At 61.5% G+C, this 26,437-nt stretch carries 25 protein-coding genes and 1 pseudogene; 6 read left to right on the top strand and 20 right to left on the bottom strand.

Annotated elements, in window-relative coordinates; all coding sequences use genetic code 11:
- Genes FKM97_RS24095 through FKM97_RS24045 form a run of 11 tightly spaced genes read right to left on the bottom strand, consistent with a single transcriptional unit; the run spans position 1 to position 11,529 of the window.
- Positions 1-636, bottom strand: coding sequence for a cytochrome c oxidase subunit 3 (locus FKM97_RS24095; protein ID WP_144295025.1), 636 nt, complete (start codon positions 634-636; stop codon positions 1-3).
- The gene (locus tag FKM97_RS24090) at positions 629-2,299 is read right to left on the bottom strand and encodes a cytochrome c oxidase subunit I (protein WP_144295024.1); all 1,671 of its coding nucleotides are present in this window, start codon (positions 2,297-2,299) and stop codon (positions 629-631) included. The genes FKM97_RS24095 and FKM97_RS24090 overlap by 8 nt, the downstream gene beginning before the upstream one ends.
- Positions 2,296-3,240 carry a cytochrome c oxidase subunit II gene (gene coxB / locus FKM97_RS24085; protein ID WP_144295023.1) on the bottom strand — a complete coding sequence of 315 codons (945 nt, stop codon included), beginning with the start codon at positions 3,238-3,240 and terminating at the stop codon, positions 2,296-2,298. Before coxB (FKM97_RS24085) ends, FKM97_RS24090 begins: the two co-directional genes overlap by 4 nt.
- Positions 3,237-4,025: an SCO family protein gene (locus tag FKM97_RS24080; protein WP_144295022.1), complete on the bottom strand. Its 789-nt coding sequence runs from the start codon at positions 4,023-4,025 to the stop codon at positions 3,237-3,239. Before FKM97_RS24080 ends, coxB (FKM97_RS24085) begins: the two co-directional genes overlap by 4 nt.
- A complete protein-coding gene (locus tag FKM97_RS24075; RefSeq protein WP_144295021.1) occupies positions 4,022-4,393 on the bottom strand; it encodes a hypothetical protein in 372 nt (123 codons plus the stop codon). Before FKM97_RS24075 ends, FKM97_RS24080 begins: the two co-directional genes overlap by 4 nt.
- Positions 4,390-5,454, bottom strand: a complete 1,065-nt coding sequence (locus FKM97_RS24070) for a hypothetical protein (protein WP_144295020.1) — start codon at positions 5,452-5,454, stop codon at positions 4,390-4,392. The genes FKM97_RS24075 and FKM97_RS24070 overlap by 4 nt, the downstream gene beginning before the upstream one ends.
- Positions 5,451-5,984: a c-type cytochrome gene (locus FKM97_RS24065; protein ID WP_144295019.1), complete on the bottom strand. Its 534-nt coding sequence runs from the start codon at positions 5,982-5,984 to the stop codon at positions 5,451-5,453. Before FKM97_RS24065 ends, FKM97_RS24070 begins: the two co-directional genes overlap by 4 nt.
- Positions 5,981-6,541: a DUF3341 domain-containing protein gene (locus tag FKM97_RS24060; RefSeq protein ID WP_144295018.1), complete on the bottom strand. Its 561-nt coding sequence runs from the start codon at positions 6,539-6,541 to the stop codon at positions 5,981-5,983. Before FKM97_RS24060 ends, FKM97_RS24065 begins: the two co-directional genes overlap by 4 nt.
- Positions 6,534-7,886, bottom strand: a complete 1,353-nt coding sequence (nrfD, locus tag FKM97_RS24055; RefSeq protein ID WP_144295017.1) for an NrfD/PsrC family molybdoenzyme membrane anchor subunit — start codon at positions 7,884-7,886, stop codon at positions 6,534-6,536. The genes FKM97_RS24060 and nrfD overlap by 8 nt, the downstream gene beginning before the upstream one ends.
- The gene (locus FKM97_RS24050) at positions 7,883-10,855 is read right to left on the bottom strand and encodes a TAT-variant-translocated molybdopterin oxidoreductase (RefSeq protein WP_144295016.1); all 2,973 of its coding nucleotides are present in this window, start codon (positions 10,853-10,855) and stop codon (positions 7,883-7,885) included. The genes nrfD and FKM97_RS24050 overlap by 4 nt, the downstream gene beginning before the upstream one ends.
- Positions 10,856-10,860: 5 nt before the next feature.
- Entirely contained in the window at positions 10,861-11,529 is a 669-nt protein-coding gene (locus FKM97_RS24045) for a cytochrome c3 family protein (protein WP_144295015.1), read from the bottom strand.
- Between the two features lie 436 nt (positions 11,530-11,965).
- On the opposite strand from FKM97_RS24045, the gene FKM97_RS24040 reads away from it, so the two are divergent.
- Entirely contained in the window at positions 11,966-13,006 is a 1,041-nt protein-coding gene (locus FKM97_RS24040) for an AI-2E family transporter (RefSeq protein WP_170241118.1), read from the top strand.
- A gap of 12 nt (positions 13,007-13,018) precedes the next feature.
- Here the strand turns inward: FKM97_RS24040 and FKM97_RS24035 are convergent, their stop codons facing one another.
- The 6 genes from FKM97_RS24035 to FKM97_RS24010 are packed head-to-tail and all read right to left on the bottom strand — an operon-like array spanning position 13,019 to position 19,675.
- Positions 13,019-13,402 carry a hypothetical protein gene (locus FKM97_RS24035; RefSeq protein WP_144295013.1) on the bottom strand — a complete coding sequence of 128 codons (384 nt, stop codon included), beginning with the start codon at positions 13,400-13,402 and terminating at the stop codon, positions 13,019-13,021.
- Entirely contained in the window at positions 13,399-15,930 is a 2,532-nt protein-coding gene (gene ctaD / locus FKM97_RS24030; RefSeq protein WP_144295012.1) for a cytochrome c oxidase subunit I, read from the bottom strand. Before ctaD ends, FKM97_RS24035 begins: the two co-directional genes overlap by 4 nt.
- 14 nt (positions 15,931-15,944) lie before the next feature.
- Positions 15,945-17,009, bottom strand: a complete 1,065-nt coding sequence (locus tag FKM97_RS24025; protein WP_144295011.1) for a sodium:calcium antiporter — start codon at positions 17,007-17,009, stop codon at positions 15,945-15,947.
- A gap of 8 nt (positions 17,010-17,017) precedes the next feature.
- Entirely contained in the window at positions 17,018-18,013 is a 996-nt protein-coding gene (gene coxB / locus FKM97_RS24020; RefSeq protein WP_428977939.1) for a cytochrome c oxidase subunit II, read from the bottom strand.
- Positions 18,010-19,137, bottom strand: coding sequence for a c-type cytochrome (locus FKM97_RS26815; protein ID WP_246105248.1), 1,128 nt, complete (start codon positions 19,135-19,137; stop codon positions 18,010-18,012). The genes coxB (FKM97_RS24020) and FKM97_RS26815 overlap by 4 nt, the downstream gene beginning before the upstream one ends.
- Complete coding sequence (locus FKM97_RS24010) at positions 19,121-19,675, bottom strand: cytochrome c oxidase assembly protein (RefSeq protein ID WP_144295008.1); 555 nt, start codon at positions 19,673-19,675, stop codon at positions 19,121-19,123. The genes FKM97_RS26815 and FKM97_RS24010 overlap by 17 nt, the downstream gene beginning before the upstream one ends.
- Positions 19,676-20,028: 353 nt before the next feature.
- Between FKM97_RS24010 and FKM97_RS24005 the strand changes: the two genes are divergently transcribed.
- A complete protein-coding gene (locus tag FKM97_RS24005) occupies positions 20,029-20,418 on the top strand; it encodes a glucose dehydrogenase (RefSeq protein ID WP_144295007.1) in 390 nt (129 codons plus the stop codon).
- Positions 20,419-20,449: 31 nt separating this feature from the next.
- Positions 20,450-22,621 carry a pyrroloquinoline quinone-dependent dehydrogenase gene (locus tag FKM97_RS24000; RefSeq protein WP_144295006.1) on the top strand — a complete coding sequence of 724 codons (2,172 nt, stop codon included), beginning with the start codon at positions 20,450-20,452 and terminating at the stop codon, positions 22,619-22,621.
- On the opposite strand, the gene FKM97_RS23995 is transcribed toward FKM97_RS24000, so the two are convergent.
- The 3 genes from FKM97_RS23995 to FKM97_RS23985 all read right to left on the bottom strand — a co-directional run bounded on the left by FKM97_RS23995 (position 22,602) and on the right by FKM97_RS23985 (position 24,679).
- The gene (locus tag FKM97_RS23995; protein ID WP_144295005.1) at positions 22,602-23,297 is read right to left on the bottom strand and encodes a TVP38/TMEM64 family protein; all 696 of its coding nucleotides are present in this window, start codon (positions 23,295-23,297) and stop codon (positions 22,602-22,604) included. The two genes, FKM97_RS24000 and FKM97_RS23995, sit on opposite strands and share 20 nt — an antisense overlap.
- A 169-nt stretch (positions 23,298-23,466) precedes the next feature.
- Positions 23,467-23,907, bottom strand: coding sequence for an MgtC/SapB family protein (locus tag FKM97_RS23990; RefSeq protein ID WP_144295004.1), 441 nt, complete (start codon positions 23,905-23,907; stop codon positions 23,467-23,469).
- Positions 23,908-23,977: 70 nt separating this feature from the next.
- Positions 23,978-24,679, bottom strand: a complete 702-nt coding sequence (locus FKM97_RS23985; RefSeq protein ID WP_170241117.1) for a lytic transglycosylase domain-containing protein — start codon at positions 24,677-24,679, stop codon at positions 23,978-23,980.
- Between the two features lie 510 nt (positions 24,680-25,189).
- On the opposite strand from FKM97_RS23985, the pseudogene FKM97_RS27290 reads away from it, so the two are divergent.
- The 3 genes and pseudogenes from FKM97_RS27290 to FKM97_RS23975 all read left to right on the top strand — a co-directional run.
- Positions 25,190-25,360: pseudogene (locus tag FKM97_RS27290) on the top strand (hypothetical protein); the annotation flags it as partial.
- Between the two features lie 306 nt (positions 25,361-25,666).
- Positions 25,667-25,810, top strand: coding sequence for a hypothetical protein (locus tag FKM97_RS26805; RefSeq protein ID WP_246105247.1), 144 nt, complete (start codon positions 25,667-25,669; stop codon positions 25,808-25,810).
- A 98-nt stretch (positions 25,811-25,908) separates the two neighbouring features.
- Positions 25,909-26,437: PRC-barrel domain-containing protein (locus FKM97_RS23975; RefSeq protein WP_144295001.1), on the top strand; the 529-nt coding region annotated here is incomplete at its 3' end.

Below are 26,437 nucleotides of genomic sequence, written 5' to 3'. Positions count from 1 at the left end.
TCATCGCGCAAGATAGAGGATGGGATAGAGAAACACCCAAATCACGTCGACCAGATGCCAATAGAGGCCAGAAACTTCAATCGTCACAGTTTCTTGCGGCAGTTGCAGACCACCGCGGCCGACGCGCCAGGCGAGCCCCGCCAACAGCGCGATGCCAATGCTGACGTGAACAGCATGTAGTCCGGTGGCCATCAGGTAGACGTTCATGAAGAGGTGCTCGATCGAACCGGAAAAGCGGGGCGGATCGCTGAGCACAGGCAACACGCCGTCGGCATATTCCAGAGAATATTCATAGGTTTTAAGGCCGAGAAAGACCAGCCCGAGGATGGCGACCCCGAACAGACAGCGCGTCGTCCACCACGCAGAGGCCGCGCGCGCGGCGGTCACGCCCAAGGCGACCAGGAGGCTCGAAGTCAGCAGTACAACCGTATTAAGTGCGCCGATCCACAGATGCAGGCTTTTCGAGGCTTCTACCGTCTCAGCCGGATGCAGGTACCGGATCACCAGGATCGCAATCACGAGCCCCCCGAACAGCATGATCTCACTGGCCAGGAAGACCGACATTCCCATCATGTCGGCTTCGTGCTGCTGACCTGAGTCACTATAGGGCTCGTGCAACTGAACTCGGTCAGTCATCTCCGCCCTCTCGCTCGACAGGATAATCGTAGGGTGGACGAGTGACGACAGGGATCGTCTCGAAATTCTCTCTCGGCGGGGGTGAGGGAACAGTCCATTCGAGGCCGCGCGCATCCCAGGGGTTTGCCTCCGCCGGCGCACCGCAGCGCATCGAATAGAAAAGATACGCGAAGGGCAGCAGATAAGCTGCACCGAGGATGACCGCCCCGCTCGACGAGAATACGTGCAAGACCTGAAAGCTGGGATCATAGCTGTGATACCGGCGCGGCATGCCGAGATAACCAAGAATGAACTGCGGAAAAAAGGTGAGATTGAAGCCGAGGAAGATCAGTGCGGCCGAGATTCTTCCCCAAACAAGCGAATAGGTGCGGCCGATCATCTTGGGCCACCAGAAGTGCAGAGCACCAAAGAACGCTGAAACCGTGCCACCAACCATGATGTAGTGGAAATGCGCTACGACGAAATAGGTGTCGTGGACATGCACGTCGATGGCCAGCATCGCGAGGATTAGGCCGGTGAGGCCACCAACGACGAACAGCCCGACGAACCCCATCGCGAAAAGGAACGGCGGATCGAGCGAGATATGGCCCTTGTAGAGCGTCGCTGTCCAATTATAGACCTTGATCCCGGAAGGGACCGCCACCACGAGGCTGAGCAGGGAAAAGATCGCGCTCGCATACATGGATTGGCCCGAAACAAACATATGATGGCCCCAGACCAGAAACCCGATGATCGCGATGGCAATCGAGGATCCGGCGACGAACCAGTAGCCGAAGATCGGCTTGTGGGCGGCGGCTGCAATCAACTCGCTGACGACACCAAGAGCCGGCAGCACCATGATGTAAACGGCCGGGTGACTGTAGAACCAGAACAGGTGCTGATAGAGCAGCGGATCGCCTCCCAGCTTGGGATCGAAGATGCCGAGGCCAAACAGGCGCTCGGCAGCGATCAGAACGAGTGTGATCGACAGCACGGGTGTCGCCAGGACAAGGATGATTGAGGTGGCGTAATGCGACCACACGAACAACGGCAGGCGGCCCCAAGTCATGCCCGGGCAACGCAGCTTGTGCACGGTGACGATGAAGTTGAGGCCGGTGAGGATCGAGGAAAAGCCGACGACGAAGACCGCTGTCGCGGCTATCACCACATTGCCGTTTGAAAACATCGAAGAAAGCGGCGTGTAAAATGTCCAGCCGGTGTCGACCCCGCCGGTGATCAGCACATATACGGTGAACAGCCCGCCGAGCATGTAGATGTACCAGCTCAGCAGGTTGAGGCGCGGAAAGGCCAGATCGCGGGCGCCAATCATCAGCGGAATCAGGAAATTGCCGAAGGTGTTCGGAATGGAGGGGATCAGGAAGAACCACACCATGATCACGCCGTGCAGCGTGAAGGCCCGGTTGTATCCCTCGTCAGACAGAAGATCGCCTTGCGGGGTCAGCAGGTCGGCGCGCATCAGGGCTGCCGCCGCGCCGCCGATGAAGAAGAAGGTCGTGATCGAAATCAAATAGAGGATGGCGATGCGCTTATGGTCGGTGGTGAAGAGCCATGAGCGCAAGGTGTGGCCAGCGCGTAGATAGCTTTGCCGCTGTGTGCCAGTCTCCGATACCCCGCCATCGTCAGCGGTCCGGCCATAATGATCGGAGGTTGCCAGATCGCTCATTGCGGGCCCCCTTTGCCGGCTCGGGATTTGATGTAGGCCAGGAGCTTCAGGACCTCCTCCTCCGACAGGACACTCTTAAATGTTGGCATGATGTGTGGATAGCCTGCCGCAATCTGGGACTGCGGCAGGAGGATGCTGTCGCGAAGGTATTGCTCATCCGCGGTGACCACCTGACCATCCTCCAGCGGCACGGGACTGCCATAGAGCCCCTCCAGGGACGGTGCGTGGACGGTCGCGGAAGGACCGTGGCAGCCGCTGCAGCCACGGCTGCGGAACAACGCGGCGCCTTGCTCGGCAAGTGACGAGTCGACCGTCGACTGCTCGAGCCAAGCGGAATAATCGGTCGGCGTCATAACGATGAACCTGCCTCCCATGGAGGAGTGCTCCGCCCCGCAAAACTCCGCACAGGCGAGCGCATAGCTGCCGGGCTTGTCGGCGGTGAACCACAAGCTCGTGTAGCGGCCAGGCACGAGGTCCTGCTTGATGCGCAAGGCAGGAATGAACAGGCTGTGGATCACGTCCTGAGAGGCCATGGTGAGCTTCACCGGTTCCCCTGCGGGCACATGCACTTCGTCGATCTCACGCTGGCCTCCCGGATGCTGGAACTTCCACATCCATTGCTTGGCGATGACGTCGATCTCCAGGGCATCGACTGGATTGGTGTGGAGTTCGAAGAAGAGGTCCGTTGACCAGACGAAAAAGACGAGGATCAGCACGAAGGGAATTAAGGCCCAGGAGATTTCGAGACCGACACGCTGATTGACCGGGTGCTTGCGGTCGGCGGGTTTTCCGCGGCGATACTTGATTGCGAAGACCAGCATCAGGATGAATACGGGTGCGGACAGCGCGATGATGAGAATCGTGAAGGCCAGGATCAGCGTGTCGACTTGACCACTATAGGCGGAGGCCTGACCCGGCCAAATGGCGACGAAACCGCTCATGGCGCGCTCCGCCCATTCTTGCGCCGTTCCCTCAGGAGGGAGAAGCCGATGAACCCGAGGCCGACGGCAACGGTGGCGGCTCCTGCAACACGGAGTGTTCCCCAGATGACGGGGCCGTAACGTCCCGTTTGTGGATCATAGTGATAGCAGAGCAGGAGAAGTTGATCGCTCCATCGGCCGAGCTTGCCTTCACCGGCTTCCGTCAATGCGAGCTTGACGTCCGTAGGGCCAGGCGAAACGCCATAGAGCCAGCGTGTCAGCTTGCCCTGCGCGGTGAGCACGGCGACAGCCGCCACGTGAGCATATTGCCCGATCTGCGGGTCCCAGGCATAGCTGTACCCCAGCGCGTCCGTCACGGCGGCAATATTGGGCTTGATGCCGGTGACAGCGTGCACGACCCCGCCAGAAAGCGAGGGGAATGCTTGCTGCAGTCGGGCCAGTGACGCCACTGCTTGCGGAGGGCCCTCCTTAGGATCAATGCCGAAGGCGACGAGTGCGAAGTCCTGCCCGGGCACGAATGTCTGCGCCTCGATGGCCTGGGCGAGGCCCGCAAGTGTGACGCCGCAGATATTGGGACATTGATGCAGCACCGGAGCAAGGAGGATCGGCTTTCCGCCAGCCACTTCGCGCAAGGTGACCGTCTTCCCGCTCTCGTCCTGGAATGTGAGGTCAAGCGGGACCTGAACTCCGGGGCGCTGATCGATTCCGGCCCGATCAAAGGGGTCGAAAGCGGCAGCAGGGCAGACGGCAAGCACCAGAATGAGCAAGGCGAGAAACCGGCTCATGGGCGGTTCCTGTCGAAGTCAGGCCAACCGCTCTCGGCGAGCAGGTCCATGGCGCGCTCTATGGGGATGCGTGCCCGGCCCGCCAGCCTGTCAGTCCAGCCATAGCGCTCGAGCTGCTTAGCTTGCATGGTCCCTTGGCGAACGAGATCCGCCTGCGGATCGGTCTGCAGCCGCGGCGGGGGAGGAACGATGCGTTGCCGCTCGAGCCGTGTGGATGGGCTGCGATCCCCAGGCGTCAGCACCGTCGACAAGCCTCCGACCAGCGCGATCGCAAGTCCAATGCCCGCGAATAACCCACCAAGAGCGTAGACCACGCCCCGCGCCGGCATGTCACGCGGTTCGAAGCACGGATTTTCTCGTTCGGTCATCGATGCACCGCCTTGTTGTAAACAGGCGCCACAGGAGATTGGCTGACCATCCCGATCCACGCCGCTCCGGTCAGAACGAGCCCAGCAGAGGTCAGGATCATGACCAAGAAGCCGGTGCCAAGAGGTGCCGCAACCGCTGGGAATACCAGCCAGGCAATCTCCAAGCATTTGCTGACCAGCACTGAGCCGGCGAGCATCAGCACCCACCAGCGGCCCGCGCGGATCGGGGGAAACAACAGCAGGAAACCCGGGCCCAACTGAAGAATGGCGATGGCATAGGCGGTGACTGTCCAGATGCCTTCGTTGCGGCTTTGATACCAGAGCACCCCGTCGGGCAGGTTGCCCGACCAGAGAATGAAATATTGCATGAAGGCAAGATAGGCCCAGACCAGGATGGCCGTCAGCAACAGCGCGCCCAGTATTCCCGTTCGCGCTGGCGGTCGCCCTTGGGCGAGGCGGAACAGGATGAGCGAGGCAAGCGCAATGGTCACCTGGATCGACAGGATGTAGAGGCCGAACCCGGATGAATGGAAATTCGGCTCCAACGACATCAGCCAGTCCGTGACGATCAGCGTGTCGATGAGTACAATGGCGATGAGACCGCCCGATGCCAGGGGAACCGACCAATCGCGGCGGGACACCAGCAGATAGGCGAGTGCAATCGTGACGAGAAAGAAGGCAACCGTCCGCAGGGCGAAGAACAGCGGCGTGAGATAGATCGCTTGAAACGCCTTCTGGGGAGCAGCCTGCGCCCAAGGATAGAGCGCATGAAGTCCCCACAGAAGCGGCAGCGCGGCCAGGAAGGCCAGTGGCAGAGACAGGAGCGTGGCCTCGGCGTCCGGCGCAAGATCAGCCGCCCACGCGCCAGGAATCAGGCGGATCATCATGGTGAGGACCAGCCCCCCCATCGGTATGCTGCCGACGAGGACAAAGCCGGAGAGCCACCCGGCCACTGCCGCTTTGGGCGAGACCAGCATGAGAACTAGTGCGAACAGCAGAGCACATGACCCGAAGGCTGTAAGCCGCTGAAGTCGTGGCCCCTGCATCCTGAAGGCTCTCATGGCGAAGCCTCGCGAAGCCGTGTCCGCTCCGCGCGGCTCAGAGCCGCGACGGGTGTATTCGCACTCAGTTGCAGCGCGCGAATATAAGCCGTAATCGCCCACCGGTCAGCGGGCACCACCCGATCCGCATAAGAGTACATCACGCCATGGCCATGGGTGATGACATCGACAAAATAGCGCGAGGGGGCATCGACCAGACGCTGGATATGAAAGCTCGGCGGGTTTGGAAAGCCGCGCGACGGGACCGTTCCATGCCCCGTTCCAGCAGCGTCATGGCATGGCGTGCAGTAGATGCCGAAGCGTTCCTGGCCGCGCTTGAGCAGTGCCAAACTCATGGGTGGCCGTTCGCGCAGCGATGTGAGCGGTTCAGGGTCACCGCGTGCCATGGTGCCGGCGGGCGGTGACTGCATCGATTTGCCGTCGGGAAAGAGGGTGCTCGGCGCATATTCGTCATAGCGCGGCTGGTCGCTCATTTCATCGCAGGCAGAAACAGCAAGCGCCGCCAGCAGGACCAGCAGGTGGAGCTTCATTCCGGCTCCTCCGTATGCTCGACCGGAACGATGGTCACCGGATCCAAACCTTCGAGGAAGCCGCGCGTGCTCTCCCGGTCGAACTTCTCATCAGTGCTGAACAGCACGAGGAAGAACTTGTCGTAACTGGCGAGGTGAAATTCGGGAATGTCGAAGATCGGATGATGGAGCCGCGGGAGGTGATTGAGCGCCAACATGCCGAATATCGAGAACAGGACCGCAAACAGCACGGTGACCTCGAAGGTGATCAGCATGAAGGCCGGCCAGGCGATCAACGGGCGGCCGCCGATGTCGATCGGGAAATCCAGATTGGTATAGACCTGCAGCCCATAGCCGGTCGCCGCGCCCAAGAAACCACCGGCGAGTGTCAGCCAGGCGACGCGCCGATCCTTGAAGCCCATCGCTTCCGCCAAACCCTCGATCGGAAACGGCGTATAGGCGTCTATGCACCGGTAGCCTGCATCGCAGCTTTTGTGGACGGCTTTCTTGAGGGCATCGGGATCATCGAACTCTGCCAGGAGGCCAAAGACCTCTTCGTGCGGCGTCGGTTCACGCATGGCGGCGCTCCTGCTGCTCCTCGAAGAAGGCCTCTTTCACTTCGAAGGAGGAAATCACCGGCAGAAAGCGGACAAACAGAAGAAAAGGCACAAGGAAGACGCCGATCATGCCGGCAAACAGGCTCCATTCCCAGAAGGACGCGTGATATTCACCCCAGGAGGAGACCAGATAATCGCGATAGAGTGACGTCACGAGCAGCATGTAGCGCTCGAACCACATGCCGATGGCGACCGAGACGCCGATCAGGAAGAGCACGAGGGGAGCCGTCCGCGCCCAGCGCCACCAGAGAAGCTGCAAGGGCACGAAGTTGGCGATGATGGCACCCCAGTAGCTCCAGGCGTAGACACCGGTCATCCTGTCCGAAAGTGTGCCCAGTTCCTGCTTGCCGCCGGCATAAAGGCCATCGAAGACTTCGGCGAAATAGCCGTAGGCGGTCATGAGCCCGGTGGCGAGGAGCAGCTTGCCGAGCAGATCGAGATGGCGCGGCGTCACCAGATCCCGAAGGTGCAGAACGTCACGCAGGATGACCGCGATCATGGAGACGATCGCAAACCCGGAAAAAGCCGCACCAAGGACGAAATAGGGGGGAAAGACGGTCGAGTTCCACCCGGGGATAGGGCCGGCGGCAAACAGGAGCGAGATCTCGGAATGCACGGAGACAACGAGCGGCACCGCAATGGCGGCGGTCAGGCGGTAGGATTGGCGCCAGCGCGCCCAATGCCGGGCCGAACCCCGCCAGCCCAACGAGAAAAGGCCGTAGAAGACCTGCTGCCACCGTTTGCGCGCCCGGTCGCGGGTGGCTGCAAGGTCGGGAACGATCCCGATATACCAGAACAAGACCGACACGATGAGATAGGTCAGCACTGCAAAGAAATCCCAGGTGAGCGGGCTCTTGAACTGCGGCCAGATGTCCATGGTGTTGGGATAGGGCGCCATCCAGTAGAAGCGCCACGGTCGTCCGAGATGAAGGATCGGATACAGCCCGGCGCAGATGACGGCGAAGAGCGTCATTGCCTCGGCAAAACGGTTGAGAGAATTGCGCCAATGGGCATTGAGCAGCAAGAGCAGCGCTGAAATCAAGGTTCCCGCGTGGCCGATGCCGAGAAACCAGATGTAATTGGAAATCGCCAGCCCCCAATTCACGGGAATGTTGTTGCCCCACATGCCGACGCCGTACCAGAACAGCACTCCGGCGGAGACCGCAAACAACAGCAGCAGACAAAGAGACAATCCGAAGCAGATCCACCAGCCGCGCGGATCGGGATAGGCGAGGGGGAGGCGGGTAATCTCATCGGTCACGGCGGCGTAATGGTCCTGGCGCGCGTCGGCTGGCCTCTCGGTCATTGCGTGCCGCTCCCACCCCTGTCCTCGATCCGCGCCAAATAGGTGGTGCGAGGCCAGGTGTTCGCTTCTTCGAGCAGGCTGTAATCGCGCGGGCTCGCCTTACGTCCGCTCACTTCCGATGCGGGATCCTCGACGTTGCCAAACACGATCGCTTTTGTGGGGCAGGCCTGCTGGCAGGCAGTCGTCACCTCTCCGCCGGTGAACTCGCGGCCTTCCTTCTTTGCGGCGATGCGCGCCTCGCTGATCCGTTGAACACAGTAGGTGCACTTCTCCATTACCCCGCGGCTGCGCACCGTCACGTCCGGGTTGCGCATGGCGCGCATCGATTCCGGGTCATCGCCCGTGAAGTCGAACCAGTTGAAGCGGCGCACCTTGTAGGGACAATAGGACGAACAGGTACGGGTCCCGATGCAGCGGTTGTAGACCTGCAGGTTCAATCCGTCCGAACTGTGAACCGTGGCGTTCACGGGACAGCCCATTTCGCAAGGCGCCTGCTCGCAATGCATGCAGGGCACAGGTTGGAAATGCGAGCGTGGGGCCTCGGGGTCGCCCTCGAAATAATGATCGACGCGGAGCCAGTGCATCTCCCGCCCCTGGGCCACGAGCTCCTTGCCGACCACGGGAACATTGTTCTCGGCGACGCAAGCAACGACGCAGGCATTGCAGCCGATACAGAGATCAAGATCGATGGACATGCCCCAGGAAGGGCTGTCCCACTCTCGCACCGGATAGAAGGTGGGTGCCCACGCTCCGTTCTGATGGGCGTCTTCAGGACCGGGTACGGTGCGTTGCTTTGTGGCATCGGGTCGAGCGCGATCCACCACACGTACGAAGTCGAAGCCGTCCATAGCCTGGTGCAGCTGTGTGCTGGCGATCACTTGCCTCTCGCCCGTCGCTGTCAGGGTGACGCCGCCGACGTACCAAGGCATTGTCTGCCGGCACAGCGCATAGGCGTTGACGCCCAGATCGTTCGCCAGCGTGGCGCGGCTGCGACCGTATCCCAGCGTCACGAGCACCGTGTTCGGCTCCTGGCCGGGCATGACCCAGGCACCGCCCGTCACAGTCTGACCATCCGCCTCGACGCAAAGCTCGTCTCCGTTGGTAATGCCCCGGGCAGTCGCCAGCTGCGGACTGATCAGAATAGCATTGCCCCAGGTGATCTTGGTCAGTGGTTTCGGCGTTTCCTGCAGCCAGGCATTGGTGGCAAAGCGACCGTCCCAGATGGTGGGATCCGGCCGGATCACAAGCGCGAGCCCTCTTTCCTCGACCTGTGAAGGAGGATTGATCGAGCGTGTCGCGATGTCGGGCGCGATTAAAGGTGCCGCGCTGTCGGGCACGAAGCCCCGCACCAGGGCTTCCGCCCAGTTTGCCTCGAATTGCTGCCCCCATTCAGCACGCCAGGTGCTCGTGACGATGTCGCGATCGCCGCTGCCGGAGCCGCTCAGGTTTTGCAGAACCGAATGAAGCGAGCGGACGGCATAGAAGGGGCGCACCAACGGTTGAATGATGCTGACTGTACCGTCCACTGCCCGAGCATCGCTCCAGCTCTCCAATTCATGCTGCAGCGGCAGGTGCCAATGACAAAGGGCCGCCGTTTCATCGGCATGGAGACCGGCATGGATGCGCAGCCCGACTTTGTCCAAGGCGGCGGCGAAGCCGAGATCGGCCGGGGTGGCATAGACTGGATTGACGTCGATCATGGCCAGGGTCGTCACCCGGCCGGCAGCCATTTCGGAGACCAATGCCTCCAGCGATCGCTCTCCGTCAGGGGGCGCGGTGGCGATGGGATCGGTGTACAGAAGCGTCTTGCCCAGGGCTCCGATCCGCTCATTGATCAGGATGGCCCAGGCATGGATCTCCGTTGAATGCTGTGGGCCGACGGTTACCAGAGCGCGCCCAGCCTGGCCATCAAGGGCATCGGCTATCCGCTCAAGCCAGACGCGCTCCGGCGGAGTCAATTCCGGCATCTTGGCGCCAGCGACGCCCACTGCCGCGGCAAGCGCGTATACGAGCTTACCCGTGTGCTCGAAGCGCGTGATCAGATGGTCTTCGGCACGCGATCCCGTGATCGACAAGCTCGGCTCGGCCACGAACAGCCGCGATCCTCCATGACCCTGCTGGGCAGCGAGCCTGCGGTCGGACCAGCGCCTGCCGTGGACTGCCTGGCAGGGTCCGGGGCCCAAGACGTCATGATCGAAGCTGATCACGAGCTCGGCGCGATCAAGCTGGAGATGGTGATCCAACGGCCGCCCGAACACCTCTCGCGTCGCCGCAAGAGCCGAAGCCTGGTTCACCGGCTCCGTGACATGCCACCGTGCCATGGGCCAGCGCGCCATCAATTCATCGATCTGCCGAAGCATGGTCGGGGAGGTGACGGCTCCCGTCAGCAGGCGAAATCCTTCGCCCCGGCGACCATCGTGCGCCCCCGCCTGCGCCATCATGGTTGCATCGAAGGCCTCCCAGGCGGTAGCGCGTCCCAGAAAAAGGGGAGACTGAGACCGTTCCGGATCGTAAAGACCAAGGATCGCTGCCTGCAGGAAGGGGTCGGTCGCGCCGCGGGTGGCGGGATGCTCGTCGTTCCCCTCGAGCTTCACGGGACGCCCCACATAGGTTTTGCCAATTGCCGGCTGGGCATATCCTGACAGAGTGACGGCCGTCGCGTACATCCTGGGCACCCCGGGGATCACAAATTCAGGCGCATTTACATAGGGCAAGGCATTGTCATCGGCCTCGGCCGAGCAGCCGGCGAGACCGGTGAGCGCTAAGGACGCAGCCATCGCCTTGAGGACCGCACGACGATCGACGTCCGCGCCTGCCGGAGCCGAGGATGGAAACTCGGCTTCGAGGAAGGCTCGGAAATCAGGTGACTGCGCCAACTCATCGGGGCTACGCCAGAACCGCGGGCCGGTCCGCTCCCCCCGAGTGTCGCGCAGGCGGTGAACAGATGTCCCGGCATCCCTATGCGGCATCCGTTTCATCGATGGCAGATGCTACAGTCATCGAGCTTCGAGGGCTCAATTCCATATGCCTTCACCATGAGTGCACCATACTCCTTGTGCTGTTCGGGATGATTGTCCCAATCACTCCAGTCCATCCGCGTCACCTGATCGGGCGGGCGCAGATTGGGTGCGGGGTTACGGTGACAATCAAGACACCATTGCATCTGAAAGGGTTCCGCACGGGCGAGCAGAGGCATCTGATCGACACGGCCATGACAGGTGACGCAGGGGACGCCGCGGGCGATGTGGATCGAGTGGTTGAAATAGACGTAGTCGGGCACACGCGCGACTCGATGCCATTGCAAGGGCGTGTCCTTGGCTAGGCTTTCGCGCACCGGTGCAAGCATGGGAGCGCCCGTCCAGACCTGTGAGTGGCAGGTCATGCAGATATGGGTCGCGGGCAGTCCGGCTTGCGGCCCAATCTCGACTGAGGTGTGGCAGTAGCGACAATCGATGCCAAGGCCGCGCACATGGTGTTCGTGACTGAAGGGCACCGGCTGATCGCGTACCCACCCCACCAGCGTGGCGTAGCTCGAGTCCATGTAGCCGCCGATGAGCAGGATCCCTGCACAGATCACAAGCACGGCCAGCAGGAGCATGGCTCGGAGCCACGTATCCGCCGACGCCGTGAAGATCTGCGGCATGGAAGGGCTTTCGCGTTCGTACACTGCCCTTTTGAAACAGAGACGCGGCAGAATGGTTGCACCGCCGGGTCGATCATTGCGCCCCGCGCGGTGAGGCGGACACCACAGAACGATCGCAGCATCCAGAGCAAAGGCTTCAGGCTCAACATCCACAGTGAACAATCGAGGACGACGCGATTGCTGAATACTGCCCGAGATGCTCGCCTGCTCATGGTCGGAACCGTTCACCCCGCCGGATGGAGCGGCGTTATCGGCAGTCGGATAACGAGCTCGCGAAAGAGGAGATCACAACAATATCTGCTTTCTTGACACGTTTCCTGTCTTGTAGAAGTTCCCGGAACTGCTTTTTTAAGCCTTGGGAGAGTTCAGGCAGCGTCGCCGAGGAGTTCGACCATCACCCTCATTGCCATGGCAGTCAGATCGCGGCGGATACACAGTGGACCATCTCCAGCCCTCGAGGCGGTTTATCACGCAGACCCTGGGGACCGCTCTGGCGCTCGTCGCCATCCTGCTGATCTACCAATTGTCGCAGCTGCTGCTGCTGGTTTTCGGATCCATCATCTTCGCATCGCTGCTGGTGGCTGCGTCACAGTTCCTGGAGAAGTACACGCCGATCGGGCGGATGGCGGGGCTGGCTATCGTCCTCATCCTCGTCGCCGTCAGCATCGGCGGATTCCTGTTTGTCTTCGGCAGCCAGATTCAGGCCCAGGTCATGGCTCTGATCCAGACCTTTCCAAGCATGATTTCGTCCGTAGGACACCAAGTTGGAATTCCCGATCTCTGGGACAGGCTGGGCGAGCAGGCAACCCAGATCCTCAACCGCGGCGGGGTCTTCGGGAGCATCGCGGGATACACATCCAACGTCGTCACCGCGCTGTCGGGCGGTATCCTGATCCTGGTGGCGGGCGCCTATCTGGCCGTGGATCCAGACCTTTACAAACGTGGTTTCGTCACCCTGTTTCCGCGCGAAAGCCGGAAGCACGCCCGTGCTGCACTCGACCATTCCGGGGAGGCGCTGAAGCTCTGGCTCCTGGGCCAATTGCTGACGATGCTGTTCGTCGGGGTGGCGACGACCATCGGGCTCTTCATCATCGGCGTCCCTTCCGCGCTCACGCTGGGGATCCTGGCGGGGCTGCTCGAATTCATCCCCTATTTTGGTCCTATCCTCAGCGCGATTCCGGCGATCCTCGTGGCGCTGTCCGTGGGAGATACGACCGTGTACTGGGTGATGGGCCTCTATCTTCTCATCCAGCAAATCGAGAACAACGTGGTCGTTCCGCTGGTCCAGAGGCAGACGGTGGACCTGCCGCCGGTGCTGGGCCTGTTCGTCGTCCTGGCGTTGGGCCTGCTGTTCGGTCCCCTGGGGTTCCTGTTCGGCATGCCCTTGACCGTTGTCATCTTCGTGATGGTGAAACTTCTCTATGTGAGAGAGGTGCTCGAGGAGCCGGTAGACGTTCCGGGGGATGATGCGGAGTGAAGGCCGGCCGGATCATCGCAGCTGCAGACACGAGGGCAGGACAATGGCTGCCATCCCGGACCAGAGAATGCCGCCGATCGACAGAACCGCAAGGAGGCGCATGGTGCGCATGATGAAGGTGTCGAGATCGGCCCCAGGCTGGCTGCCCACGAAGGCTCGAAAAAAGGTCTTCGGCCAAATCAGAAGCGCTGTCGCCGCCGCAGCCAGGGCAACCGTAACCCCAATGATGATGCCCTGAACGAGAGGGAGACCATGCCAGTCGGCAAGCTCCATCCGGCACAGCCCGGTATGACTCGCATAAACCAAGAGCAAGTGCAGCGACCACAGAAGCGGTCCCCATAGCAGATAGACGAACACTCCCATCATCGGGCGCTCGCCGCGCAGATCCTCGGTCATGGCGTGGCCTCAGCAACCAAGCGCGGGAAGCCGTGAATGAGGAGCAGACCAACGAGGCCTTGTGCCGCGGTGTAAACGTAGAACAGCTTCGCATTGTCGAAGGTAATCCTGCGCTCCTTATCGAGCTGCCCGGCGACCATGCGGCCGCAGGCGAACAGACACATGATGATCACCGCAGCGGCGGCCTGGCCGGTGAGCGCGGCGGCTAGGTAGACCATGGCGCCGTAGGCACTCGCATCCGGGCGCAATCCCGTCGTCCAGTGTCCCCAGATCTCCAGGACCACGGCCGCTCCGAGGGCGACTGCCGCAATCATGAGGCCGCCCACGACCGGTCCGCTGCGCCGGCCCGACGGCGGCAACGCCTTGTCGGTCAAGAACAAGACAAGGCAGCCACCCAGGAGCAGAGCTGCCGAACCCAAGGGAAATCCCAGTGACGGAGGGGCGGGGGATCCGGCCGGAGCCCAGACTTCGGGCGAGACGACCCACAGGTAGAAATAGGAGAAGACATAGGCGAGGTAGAGCGAGGCCGCGACGAGCATCAGCACGACCATGGCCCACCAGCTATGGGATTGCGGCCCGGTCATATAGGTGGGGATCCTGATACCGGAGCCGATCTCGACATCGCCCTGTGACGGCTTGTCGAGCTGCCAGGCCCAAACGATGCAGGACAGGACCGCGAGAACACCGCAACTGACTGCCAGCGTCACCATCTTCACGGTCAGAAGGAGAAAGAAGGCGGCGGTAAAGACGGCCGCGCTCAGATGGGTCCAACTGGGACCAGGCATCTGGATGATGTATTGCGGCTTGGCATCCACCACCGAGGTGACGATCGTCTCGCGGCCGCCGGTGGGGGCGTTGGGAAGGTAGTGAAGCCCTTCCTTCACCTCGCGCGCCAAGTCCGGGTTGTCCCACAAGGGCTCCCGGCTGGTGACGTGAGGAATGCTGCGGGTGGAGTAGACGTCGTTCGGCAGGAACTCCAATGTGCCGGCGTTCCAAGGATTGTCCGGACCCCCCTCACCGGTGCGGAAGTTCAGGATCAAATCCAGGACGAAGACGAGAACGCCACTTGCCATGATGAAGGCGCCGGCAGTGGAAATCGAATTCAGCGTGTCCCAACCCATACCACTGGAATAGGTCCAGACCCGTCGCGGCATTCCCGCCAGACCGGTGATGTGCATGGGCAGGAAGGCGATGTTGAAGCCCGAGAACATGAGCCAGAAGGCCCAGCGCCCCAAACGCTCGGAGAGCATGTTTCGGCTCACCATGGGCGCCCAGTAATAGAAGGTGGCAAAGAGGGGGAACACCATCCCGCCCACCAGCACATAATGGAAATGGGCGACGACGAAATAGGTGTCGTGCGCCTGGTAGTCGAAAGGGACCATGGCGACCATGACGCCGGTGAGCCCGCCCAGAACGAAGATGAACAGGAAGCCGAGAATGAACAGCGACGGCACGGTGATCCGGAAGCGCTCTCGGCCCGCCGCCATGGTGGCGATCCACGAAAAGACCTGGATTCCGGAGGGCACGGCGACCGCCATGCTGGCGGCCGAGAAGAAGGCCAGACTCAGGGCCGGGATGCCGGTGGTGAACATATGGTGGACCCACAGGCCGAAGCTGAAAAAGCCGGTGCCGACAAGGGCCACCACGATCAGCCGATAGCCGATGAGGGGAGTCTGCGCCATGGTCGGGATCATCATGGAGACCAGCCCCGCAGCCGGCAAAAAGATGATGTAGACTTCCGGGTGGCCGAAGAACCAGAACAGGTGCTGCCAGAGCAGGGCGTCGCCGCCCTTGTCTGACGAGAAGAAGGGCCAGCCGAAGGCACGCTCCAGCTCAAGGAGCATCGTCGCCAGGATTACGGCCGGAAAGGCGAAGACGATCATGGCGGCAAAGATGAGCATGGCCCAGGCGAAGATCGGCATCCGCGCCAGCGTCATCCCCGGCGGTCGGGTGCGCAGCGTGCCGACGATGATCTCGATGGCGCCGGCGATGGCGGAGATCTCGATGAAGCCGATCCCGAGGAGCCAGAAATCGGCATTATCGCCGGGCGAGTACTCGAGCGTGGTGAGCGGCGGATACATGAACCAACCGCCTTTTGGGGCAAGCCCATAGAAGACCGTGGAGAAGAAAACCGTGCCGCCGATGATGTAGGCCCAGATGGCATATGCGCTGAGCCGCGGGAAGGGCAGATCGCGCGCCGCCAGCATCTGCGGCAGAAGCATGACGCCCAGAGCCTCGACGGCCGGCACCGCGAACAGGAACATCATGGTGGTTCCATGCATGGTGAAGATCTGGTTGTAGACATCCTGGCTCAGAAAATCATTGTCCCCGACCGCCAACTGAGTGCGCATGAGCAGGGCCAGAACGCCCGCCGCCAAAAAGAAGGCGAAGGCGGCACCGATATAGAGGATGCCGATCACAGTATTGTTGACGGCCGTGAGGATGCGCCAACCCCGCGGAGTAGCCCAGATGCGCTTGAGTTCTTCCAACTCACCTTCGGGGCGGGGGCCGACATTGGGTAGGGCCATGAGCTTCTCCTCCCTCAGCGCAGGAAAAACAAAATGACGAGCCCGGTCCCGTAGGTGATCAGCACCGCTAGGGAGTCGAGCCCCATCCGAGCGATGGTCTTATCGCCCCTCTCGGCCATCCCGATCACGAACAAAGTGGTGACGGCGATCCCGAGCAAAGCGCCGAAGGCCGCAAAAGGACCAGCGCTGTTGAGAACCGGTTCTCCATCTGCGATCGCATCGACGAGGAAGACGAGCCCAATATTGATGAGATTGGTGCCGAGAATGTCGGAGATCGCGAGGGTGTAGAGCCCTTGCCGCCCCGCCGCCAGCGCGGTGCTAAACTCCGGAAGGGAGGTGGCCCCGGCGAGGAGCACGAAGCCCACGAAACTGCCGCCCAGTCCTGTCTGCTTTGCCATGGCATCGCCGGTCAAGGAGAGAAAATAACCAGCGACGAGGATGACTGCGCCAAGGCCGACGATCCAGGCGATCGTTCTGCGGAGGCTGATGGCCTGATGCGCCTCATCGGCGGTTTTCTGTGCATCGTCCTGCTTTCGTTGGAGACTTCGGTTGAGCTGCCCCCGGTCTGCCGCCAACCAGGACCTGCGGTCTTGAGACTGTGCCAGCAGATAGACGCTGAAGACATAGGCGAGAAGACCTGCCCAGGCCCAGGCGCCGATCCCGAGGACGGCAATGTCGCCAGTGATCATTCCTGCCGTCATGAGGGTGAGCAGAAGAATGTTCAGGCCGCCCTGCAGCATCACCATGGGGTCCGGCACCACCGCTGTGAGAGCCTGCCGGCCTATAGCAAAATCCACGATGACCAGAATGACGACTTGAAAGGCAATGCTGCCGAACAGATTGTTCAGGGCGAGGTTGGCTGCGCCGATGGACGCGGACGTGACAGTGGCGCCGATTTCCGGCAGCGAGGTGATCCCGCCGAGGAGAAGCAATCCCACAGTCGCCTGTCCGATGCCGGTCTTGACACTGAACGAGTTCGCATAGGACGTGATCCGCGCTCCCGCCATCCACACCGCAACGCCCGCCGATGCGAAGATCAGCAGATTGATGACGAGATTGAGCTGAGTGAAATCGAGCATCGGCTTCGCTATTTCAGCCCCTCGAGATAGGCGGCGAGAACCGCGAGCTGCTCAACGGAGAAGATGGTGTAGCCCGGCATCCTGTTCTCCGGCTTGATGTGCTGGTTGTCCCTGATCCAGCGCGCGAAAGCTTCCGCATCATTCGGGAGCGTGGCGGCCGCCAGCGACAGGCGGCTGCCGACATGGGTGAGATCCGGACCAATCTTGCCTTGCGCCGGCGTGCCCCGAACCGTGTGGCAGCTGCCGCAGCCGCTCTCCAGGAAGACCTGCCGACCCCATTGCTGTTCCGCGTAATCGGGGCCGGATGCGGGGGCTGCCTCCCGCAGCCACCAATCCTGGAACTCGTTCTCCGGCAAGGCCACCACGTGAAGGGACATCATCGCGTGGGCACCGCCGCAATATTCGGCACATTGACCGCGGCTGATCCCTTTCTCGGTCGCCTGGAGGGTCAGCACGTTGGTGCGACCCGGGATCATGTCGAGCTTGCCGGCGAGGTTCGGAACCCAGAAGCTGTGAATGACATCCGCCGTCGTCAGTTCGAGAGCGACGGGGCGACCCACGGGGATGCGAATTTCGTTGGCACTCTCCATCTGCTGCCCCCGGGAATCCCGATAGGTGACCCGCCACCACCACTGTTCGCCGCTCACCGCGATCCGCAGTGTCTCCTGTCCTGCGGCGAGGGGAGCGCCGGCGCGCATCATCAGAAGCCCGTAGGTGAGCAGGACGGTCAGAGTCACCATGGGGAAGACGATTCCTGCGCCGATGACGAAGCGGTCATTTGCAATGCGCCGGCGAAACCACGCGGGCCGGGCGATGACAAGGGCCGTCAAAATCATGACAGCGAGCAGGATGACGCCCCCCGCCAAGGTCATGATCCAGAACAACAGGTTGATGCGATCGGCATCTATTCCCGTCGGGGCGAAGGCAGACTGGTTGCCGGCGCATCCGCTCGCTGCAAGGGCGACAACCACAGGGCTGGTGGCAAGCCATCGGCGCAGGCTCACGGCGACGACCCTCCCTGTACCGAGCGTGCCTGGAAATAAAGGCTCACATCGCGGATCTGCTGCGCGGTCATGCGCCGAGCCACCGGCGCCATGATCGCACCGTAGCCGGTCAAGGCGCGACCGCCGCTGTGCCATAGTCGTAGCTGCGCCTCCAGATAGGCCGCGGGCTGGCCATCCAGCGCGGGGAAATTATTGCTCCGACTGGCACCATGACAGGCGAGGCAGGCAGGGACATCCGCCTCAGGCACACCCTCTGCGGCAATCCTTCTGCCATTGTCGATCGCTTCCGGCGCGTTGATCTCAGGCAGCGGCAGCGGCGTGAGAGATGCGTAATAGGTTGCGAGCTTCTCCATGACCTCAGGCGTCAGCGCGAAGGCCACGGGCTCCATAATCCCGCTCTGCCGGCGATTGCTGCGGTATTCCTCAAGTGAGCGCATGATGTAGTCTTTCGACAGCCCGGACAGGCTGGGCACCAGATTACTGATCGGTGCGGCCGTCTCGTCGCCATGACAGCGAACGCAATCGGTCAGAACCGGCGGCTCACTGCCTTCCGCAAGTGCGTGCCCCGGCTTCGCCGCCGGCCGGTCGTCATTCGCCAGCCCATGGCCAGATCCGCCGGCAGAGGTCTTGAAGCTCTCGATTAGAGCAACGAGCGCCCAAACCTCATCGCCGCGGCCCTCGGCGGGCCAAGCCGGCATTCCGGTATATTTCAAGCCATTCAGGACAATCCAGTAGACTTCCGCCGGTGAATATTCGCTGGAGGCCGACAGATCCGGCGGCGCCGGCAGCATGTTCGCTACGATGGGATTGCGCGGCTGATCGGGGCTCCCATGGCAGAACACGCAGGCCCCTTGATAATGAGCGGCGCCGAGACGGATGAGATTCGGATCATCCAGCTCCGGGACTTCGATGTCGTCGCTGTGGGATTTGATCGACTGATCCCGAACCTGCTCAAGGATCCACGTCGTCAACGATAGATGCTCGCGACCGGCGGCCACGTTGTAATAGCCGGACCAGATGAAGAGCACGGCACCGACCAACCCCGCGCAGAGCAGACCGAGGGCCGCGATCCCGATCCGCTGCCATCGCGTCAGTCGAGTGACATGATCAGGCTGTTCCGCCATCGCTCTCGTATCGCGTCTCGAGATCCCGCAGCCACCGCCACGAAATGATGATTCCCGCCAAAACATATGTCAGAGGACAGGCGACCAGCATCCAAAGGCCGGCCAGCTGCTGGTCCGCCAGCATCGCGCCATCTCCACCAATAGCGTGCAGATGCCCGAACAGGAGCCGGGGCGAAAACGCCAGAAGCACAGCCAGGAGACAGAAAAGCTTGCCTGTGACCAGCAAGGCGAAAATCGACCGCCACTGGTTGTCTTGCGGCATGGTCGCCAGCGCGCCCCAGAAGAGCAGCGCAGACACGAACAGGGAGCCATGCATGGCAAACAGCAGGCCCGGATGCGCCATGGCAGACGCCATGACGGGCGGCGCATGCCAGCCCCATAGGAGACCGATCTGGCAGATCGTCGCCACGGGCCAGAAGCGCCAAAGGTCCGTCGGCAGGCGGCGATGCAGCGCGAGAATGATCAAGGGTGCAGCAACATTCATCGCCAGGATGTGCTGCAGCATGTGGATTGCAAACGGGCCAAGGCCTCCCGCCATCCCGACTCTCCCGGTCGTTGCCTATCGATGTGCGCGGTGTCTCTGGCAAGGAGCCGCGTTCCCTCACCTCCAGCGAACGCATTTTCAGTGCCGGAGTTCCCTGGCCCCCGGAACGAATTCCTGCAGCGGAGCCAACGGGCAACATCCGCGATTCCTGTTGACCTCCTTCCGCCCAGTGTCTGCTCGCAGGTCAACCGAGGCAGGGAGGTTCGGAAAAGGCTGTGTCGCAGACCCTCAAATAAAAACGACTCCGCGATGATTTGCGTTTCGGCCGGAACGGTTCCCTGCCTGGAAAGTTAGCCAATACAAGACGCAGAAAAATCTGCTGGTGAGGAACTACATAGGAGGTGCCGATGCCGCCCATCCAACGGGACCATGCGGCAGGAGGGTCATCGGGTTATCTCTGGCTGTTCGCGCTGGGTCTTCTCGTCATCGCCTTCGGCCTCCCGATCTTTCTCGGCGGACTCTGGCTGATCGGGCTCGGTGGCTCCTGGTATTACGGCTTTGCCGGGCTCGGCCTGCTGCTGACTGCCTACTTCCTCTTTCGCCCATCGATGGCCGCGCTCTGGGTCTATCTCGTTACCTATGCAGGCACAGTGGTGTGGGCGCTGTGGGAAAAGGGATTCGATTGGTGGGCTCAGGTTCCACGGTTGGTCGCTCCCACGGTCGTTCTCTTGCTCGTGTTGATCTGCCTTCCGATCCTGAGGCGGTGCTCGAGACACAAACGCGACGGCAGATTGTAATCATCCTGGAACACGGCCTGAGGAGACGCCTATGCTCAAGGCAACCAAAATCATCCCTCTCGGAGCAATCGCCTGCGTGCTGGTTTTCGGTCCCCCTGTGAGCGCCCAAGATGCTCCTGCAGTTCCGCCCGCCCAGAACGCCCCCGCAGCACCACCGCTGCAGGCCCCCGGGGCCGCGCCCGAAGCGGCACCCCCGATCGAACAGCAGGACGCGGCGCCAGGGGTGCAAACCCCAAGTCCAGGGGTGCAAATCCCAACCGCCGCAGCAGCACGTCCTCCGGCCGTGCAGCCCGAAGTCGGTGCGGACTGGCCCTTCTATGGAGGCGATGAACACGCCACCCGGTATTCCCCTCTCAGCCAGATCACGCGCGACAATGTCGGCCAGCTCAGAAAGGTGTGGACCTACCGTACCGGCGACATGCCCACGGGCTCGGCTGAAGGCAAATATGCACCCGAGACCACTCCTCTGAAGGTGGGGAACCGTCTGTACCTCTGCTCGGCCATGAACATCCTGATCTCCCTCGATGCCGCCACCGGACAGGAGCAGTGGCGCTATGATCCTCAGGTCGACAATGCAGCCATTCCCTATGGGGCCAGCTGTCGCGGCGTCAGCTACTATCGTGCCCCCGATGCATCAGCAGGTCAGGCCTGCGGTACGAGGATCATCGAGGCGACCCTCGACGCCAGGCTGATCGCCGTCGATGCGGAAAGCGGCGAACCCTGCGCCGACTTCGGACCGAACGGAACCGTCGATTTGTGGCAGGGCATCGGAAAAAAGGTGCCGGGCTGGTATGCCGTCACGGCGCCGCCCACGATCGTGCGCGGCATCATCGTCACGGGCGCGCAAGTGAAGGACGGCGAGGCGGAGGACGCTCCCTCGGGCGTGATTCGGGGCTTCGACGCCATGACCGGCGCGCTGGCCTGGGCATGGGACCTCGGCAATCCGGCGCTCACCGGCCTGCCGCCTGAAGGTGAAACTTATACCCGCGGCACACCCAACATGTGGACGGTGGCGGCCGGAGACGAACAGCTCGGCTACGTTTATCTCCCCATGGGGAACTCCTCGGTCGACTATTGGGGCGGCAACAGGAGCGAGGCCGAGAACGAATACGCGACCTCCCTGGTGGCGATAGACGTCACCACCGGCAAGCCGGTTTGGCACTTCCAGACCGTCCACCGCGATGTCTGGGATTACGATCTCGGATCGCAACCCACCCTGTTGGACTTCCCCGCAGATGGCGGACCGGTCCCGGCCCTCGTCCTCGCGAGCAAGCAGGGGGACATCTACGTGCTCGATCGGCGAACCGGCGAGTCGCTTTTCCCCGTTGATGAAGTCGAAGCCCCATCGGGCGGCGTCGAAGCCGATTGGATCTCCAAGACCCAGCCCCGCTCCCGCTATCACAGCCTGGCCTTCCCCCGGCTGGAGGAGAAGGACATGTGGGGGATGACGCCGCTCGATCAGCTCTGGTGCCGGATTCAGTTCCGGCGCGCGTCCTATGACGGTATCTACACGCCGCCAACGGCGGATCGCCATTACATCCAATATCCTAGCTATAATGGCGGGGCGGATTGGGGCAGCATCGCCATCGACCGTGAGCGCGGCATCATCATCTCCAACTACAATAACATCCCCAACTTCAACCGGCTGTTGCCCCGGGAGGAGGCCGAGAGGCGAAACCTTTCGCCGATCTATGAGCGCAACGATCGCTCAGATGAGGAAGGCCGCGCCGAAGGCGAAGGAGATCCCCAGATAGGTGCGCCCTACGCCATCGACGTGAATGCCGGCTGGCGCGCGCCGTTCACGGGCATGCCGTGCACCGAACCCCCTTATGGAGGCATCCGCGCCATCGATCTCAAGACGGGCGAAACATTGTGGAACCACCCTCTCGGCACAGCCCGCAGAAACGGTCCCTTCGGCCTGCCGACTTATATCAACGTGCAGATCGGAACGCCCAATAATGGCGGGCCCCTGATCACAGCGGGAGGACTGGTCTTCATCGCGGCAGCGACCGACGACCTGATCCGGGCCATGGACATCAAGACCGGAGAGGTGGTGTGGGAGGATGTCTTGCCCGCCGGCGGGCAGGCCAATCCCATCAGCTACGAGGTGGACGGCAAGCAGTATATCGGCTTCATGGCGGGCGGCCATCACTTCATGGAAACGCCTATCGGCGATTATGTGATCAGCTACGCGCTTCCGTGATCTTCTGCTGGTGGACCTTCCGCCTGGCTTTTCGGGTGATCCAGACGACAAGGACGATGCTGGCGAGCAATCCGATTCCCAGCAGGCTCCAACCCAGGACGCTGGCGCCGCCGCGCGCCGCAGTTCGGCCGATGACCCCCACCCAGACATTCAGGATGGTGCCGGGGATGATGCCGACTGCCGTTGCCGCCAAATAGGGAACCAGACGCACGCCGGTGATCCCAAACGCGTAGTTCTCCATCGCAAAGGGCGTGACCGGCGTCAGCCGGGCGAGGAGGATCGTTTTGAAACTTTCCTCGCGCGCCACCGCGTCCACTGCCTTGAGCATGGGATGGCGTCGGATGAAACGCGTAATCAGATCACGAACCAGATACCTGCCGGCTAAGAATGCAATCAGGGCGGCCGTCATGCCGCCGAGAAAACAGATCGCCAGCGACCACCAGCCATAGACGAAAGCCACGGCGAGGGTGAGGGGAACGCCGGGGACGAGAAGGAGCGTGCAAATCACATAGGCGATACTCAGAAGGGCGATCCCTGCGACTCCCATGTCCTCGGCCCAATTGCTGAAGGCGATCGCCCATTCCCTCAGCGGGACAAAGTACCAAGCCAATGCAAGACAGCAGATGGCGATCACCGGAACGGTCCACTTCAGTATCGTCTTGTTGCTCGTGGACACTTCTCCTCCTTCAGCGCGACCAGGCAACGATCTAAGCTCCGCCCCTCGGGCGATGTGTCCTCGCGACTGCTAAAGGACTCGAGGATTTTTGGTTCCGCTTGTCCGATGAAATCGAGCCATTACACTGCAAGCCGTTCGATCACCCGCGCGCCCTCCGCGCGAGGAGCGGTCAGGTCGAGGTGTCGTCGTCGATCATGGGGGTGAGAAGGATCAGGGAGACAAAGTTGATGAGGCTGAGCACGATGGCAATCTCGAGCCGGGCATAGGCAACGGCGACGCCGATGGCGCCGGTGTTCCAGATGCTGGCCGCGGTCACCACTCCTTGCACGTTGTCGCCCCGTTTCAGGATCGCGCCTCCACCGATGAAACCCACCCCGGTAATGATCCCCTGAAGAATCCGCGCACGAGTCTCGGCGCTCGAGGTTGGATCGTAGCGGGCAATGAGCGCAAATCCACAGGCGGCCATGGCCACCACTGGAAAGGTGCGCAAGCCTGCGCGAATCTTGCCCCCCTCGCGATGCCAGCCTAGCGGCAGTGCGAGAACGAAGGCGACGGCGACGGTGACCAGATCCTCCAGGAGCCGGTGCCACTGCAAATCAAAAAGATCCATATTGGCCTCCAAACAAACGGACCGCTTGCCTGATCATCCAAAGGGCTTCGTACGGCGGCGGGCTTCTTCCTCAAGGCGCCGCGGTCACGGCGAAAGGCTCCGTCGACAGCCGCATCCGTTCCGTCTCGACTGCAAACGACAGCTTATCGCCGACCGGGCGGTTGGGAACCGTCACCTTCTGCTCCACGCGGCCTGCGGCATCGGCAACGGCGCTGCCGAGGAGCTCCTGTTGCCCCGCGGCGGAGGTCGCGTAGATCTTCACCGCCACGTCGGCGCGAAATCCGGACGCACGGATCTCGACCTGATCGCCAGGCCGTCCTGACTGCGGGGTGACCCTCGCCTCGGCTCCCGTCTCCGGAGGGGGCGCCTTCACACCGGGCAAGCCCAGGCTCTCGCCGAACTCCAGAATGTCACGGTTGAGATCGGGCTCATCGCGCAAGAAATCCGACACCGACTTTCCCGCGCGGCCTGCCGCACCCTTGATTTGATCGCCGGCCTCGCGCACGGCGTTGCGCGCGTTCTCGGACAGGGAGCCGCCGAGGAACCCCGGCATGTCCACGACCATGCCCGCTGCCAATGGGCCACTCTGCAGATTCGGATTGGCGCCTTGCAGGTCGTCCAGCGCCACGTCGCAGCGCACAGCAATCGCCTGGATTGTTTCACCTGCGGCCGCCTTCGTCTGAGCGCCGCACGAGTTCGCCTGCGCAGGGATCGGCGCCAGCAAAGCCAGTCCCGTCAGCAGCGAGGGTAAGAGTATCCGTCGAGCCGTCATCCTCATTCCTTCTTTCAATTTTGGTTTCCGTCACCCCCGTCATAGACAGAAGAGACTTTGCCGATGCTGGTTCCAGGTCGAAGCGAAGGACATCAAAGTATAACCGGGAGATGCACCACCATCGGCGCCGATTACGGGCGAGGCGAAACGTACCCGTCGCTGAAACATCCGGAAGAAATTGCAAGCCTGAGCGACCGAGCGGAACGTTCTAACCTGGCTCTGGGCATCGCTGCGCCGTCGGTTCACTAAAGTAACATAAATTAGAGATTAGTATAAGATAGTCTTTTTAACTGATTATAATCAATACGTGCATAAAAGTATAAGTTACTGACCAAAAAACAAATAACATAAAGATAATAACAAGAATTATCTAATATAAATATGAGGTAACATTTTTTTGACATCAGATTTTTCTCGTGAAATTGGAACGGAGGAGGAGTTCTCCTGTTGAACCATTGAGTCGCCCCAATGCAGGCTCAAAAAAACCTCAATTATTAGGAGAGAAATGCCATGTCACGGTACCTTTTTGCTATATCTGCTGCCGCGCTGGTGGCTAGCATGCCGGCAGCCTTCGCCCAAAGCTCGAACTCCGGTGCCTCAGGATCCAGCTCAACAACGAGCTCAGCGGCGTCCACGGAGCGTCAAGCGAGCGACATCACATGCCGGGAAATCACCGCCATGGACACAAGAACCGTGGCGGGCGTGTTGTATTTCGTGAGTGGATATAACGAAGGGAAGCGCTCGTCGGGATCCATGTCGGGCTCCACTGGCGACAATCAGTCCAGTAAAGGCCCGACGAATACGCAAACGAGTTCTTCAGCCACGGGCTCGTCAGCCACAGGCTCACAGAGCGGCTCTTCGGGCGCATCGACGGGCTCCCAGGCGAGCTCCTCGGATACGTCCAAACCCAACGCGGCGGCGAACTCCTCCTCAGCAGGGACCACAGGCTCAGCCTCGAGCGGCAGTGCATCTCCTCAGATCGCGGCCATGAGCGGCTATTTCGAGATCCCTGTGAAGGAGACCGTCGTGGCCTGCCAACAGGCACCGGATCAACGCGCATCCGATGTGATCGAGCAGCAGCGGAACAAGTCCGGATCCGGCAGCTCAAATTCGGCCAGCGCCGCCAACTGAGCGGATGCTGAAGAATGGATACAGCGATCGACCGCTGATCACCGCAAGGCGTTCATCGAAACGCTTCAAAATACATAAATCTAACGGGAGTCATCTCAATGAAGATCTTTCCAGTCCTTCTCCTAACCTCGACAATGCTGCTTCCCGTCGGGGCCATGGCACAGACGGCCAATGACACGAGCCAGGCTCAGCGCACGGAGCAGAACGCAAACGCCAACAACAACACCGCCAGCTGGGAACGACAGGCCCGCGTTTCGGATCTGAGAGGCCAGATGGTCTATGATCCCGATGGCGAGACAATCGGACGGATCGACGGCGTCATCGTCAACAACAGAAACCAGCCCCAGGCTGTCATCGTGTTCAGGAACTCCCTCGGCCTTGGCGAGGAGCCGCGGCTGGTCGCGCTCAACCAACTCGGCCTGCAGAACGACTATGTCTACATGTTCCGCACAGAGCCGAACCAGATCAGAAATCTTGCTGCCTATGACGAAAATCAGCAAGGCATGAGCGATGCAAGCGATGAGCAGCAGGTTTCTCTCGGCCAGTATCGCGAGCGGAGTGCGGAGAACCGCCAAGCCGAAGATGGCAGCATCATCGTGCAGCAACGGGCTCCGTCCATTCGCCTGT

The sequence above is a fragment of the Rhodoligotrophos appendicifer genome (assembly GCF_007474605.1).
GTDB classification, from domain to species: domain Bacteria; phylum Pseudomonadota; class Alphaproteobacteria; order Rhizobiales; family Im1; genus Rhodoligotrophos; species Rhodoligotrophos appendicifer.
Note: the sequence above shows the minus strand (reverse complement) of the source record. Positions and strands in the feature narration are given on the sequence as shown.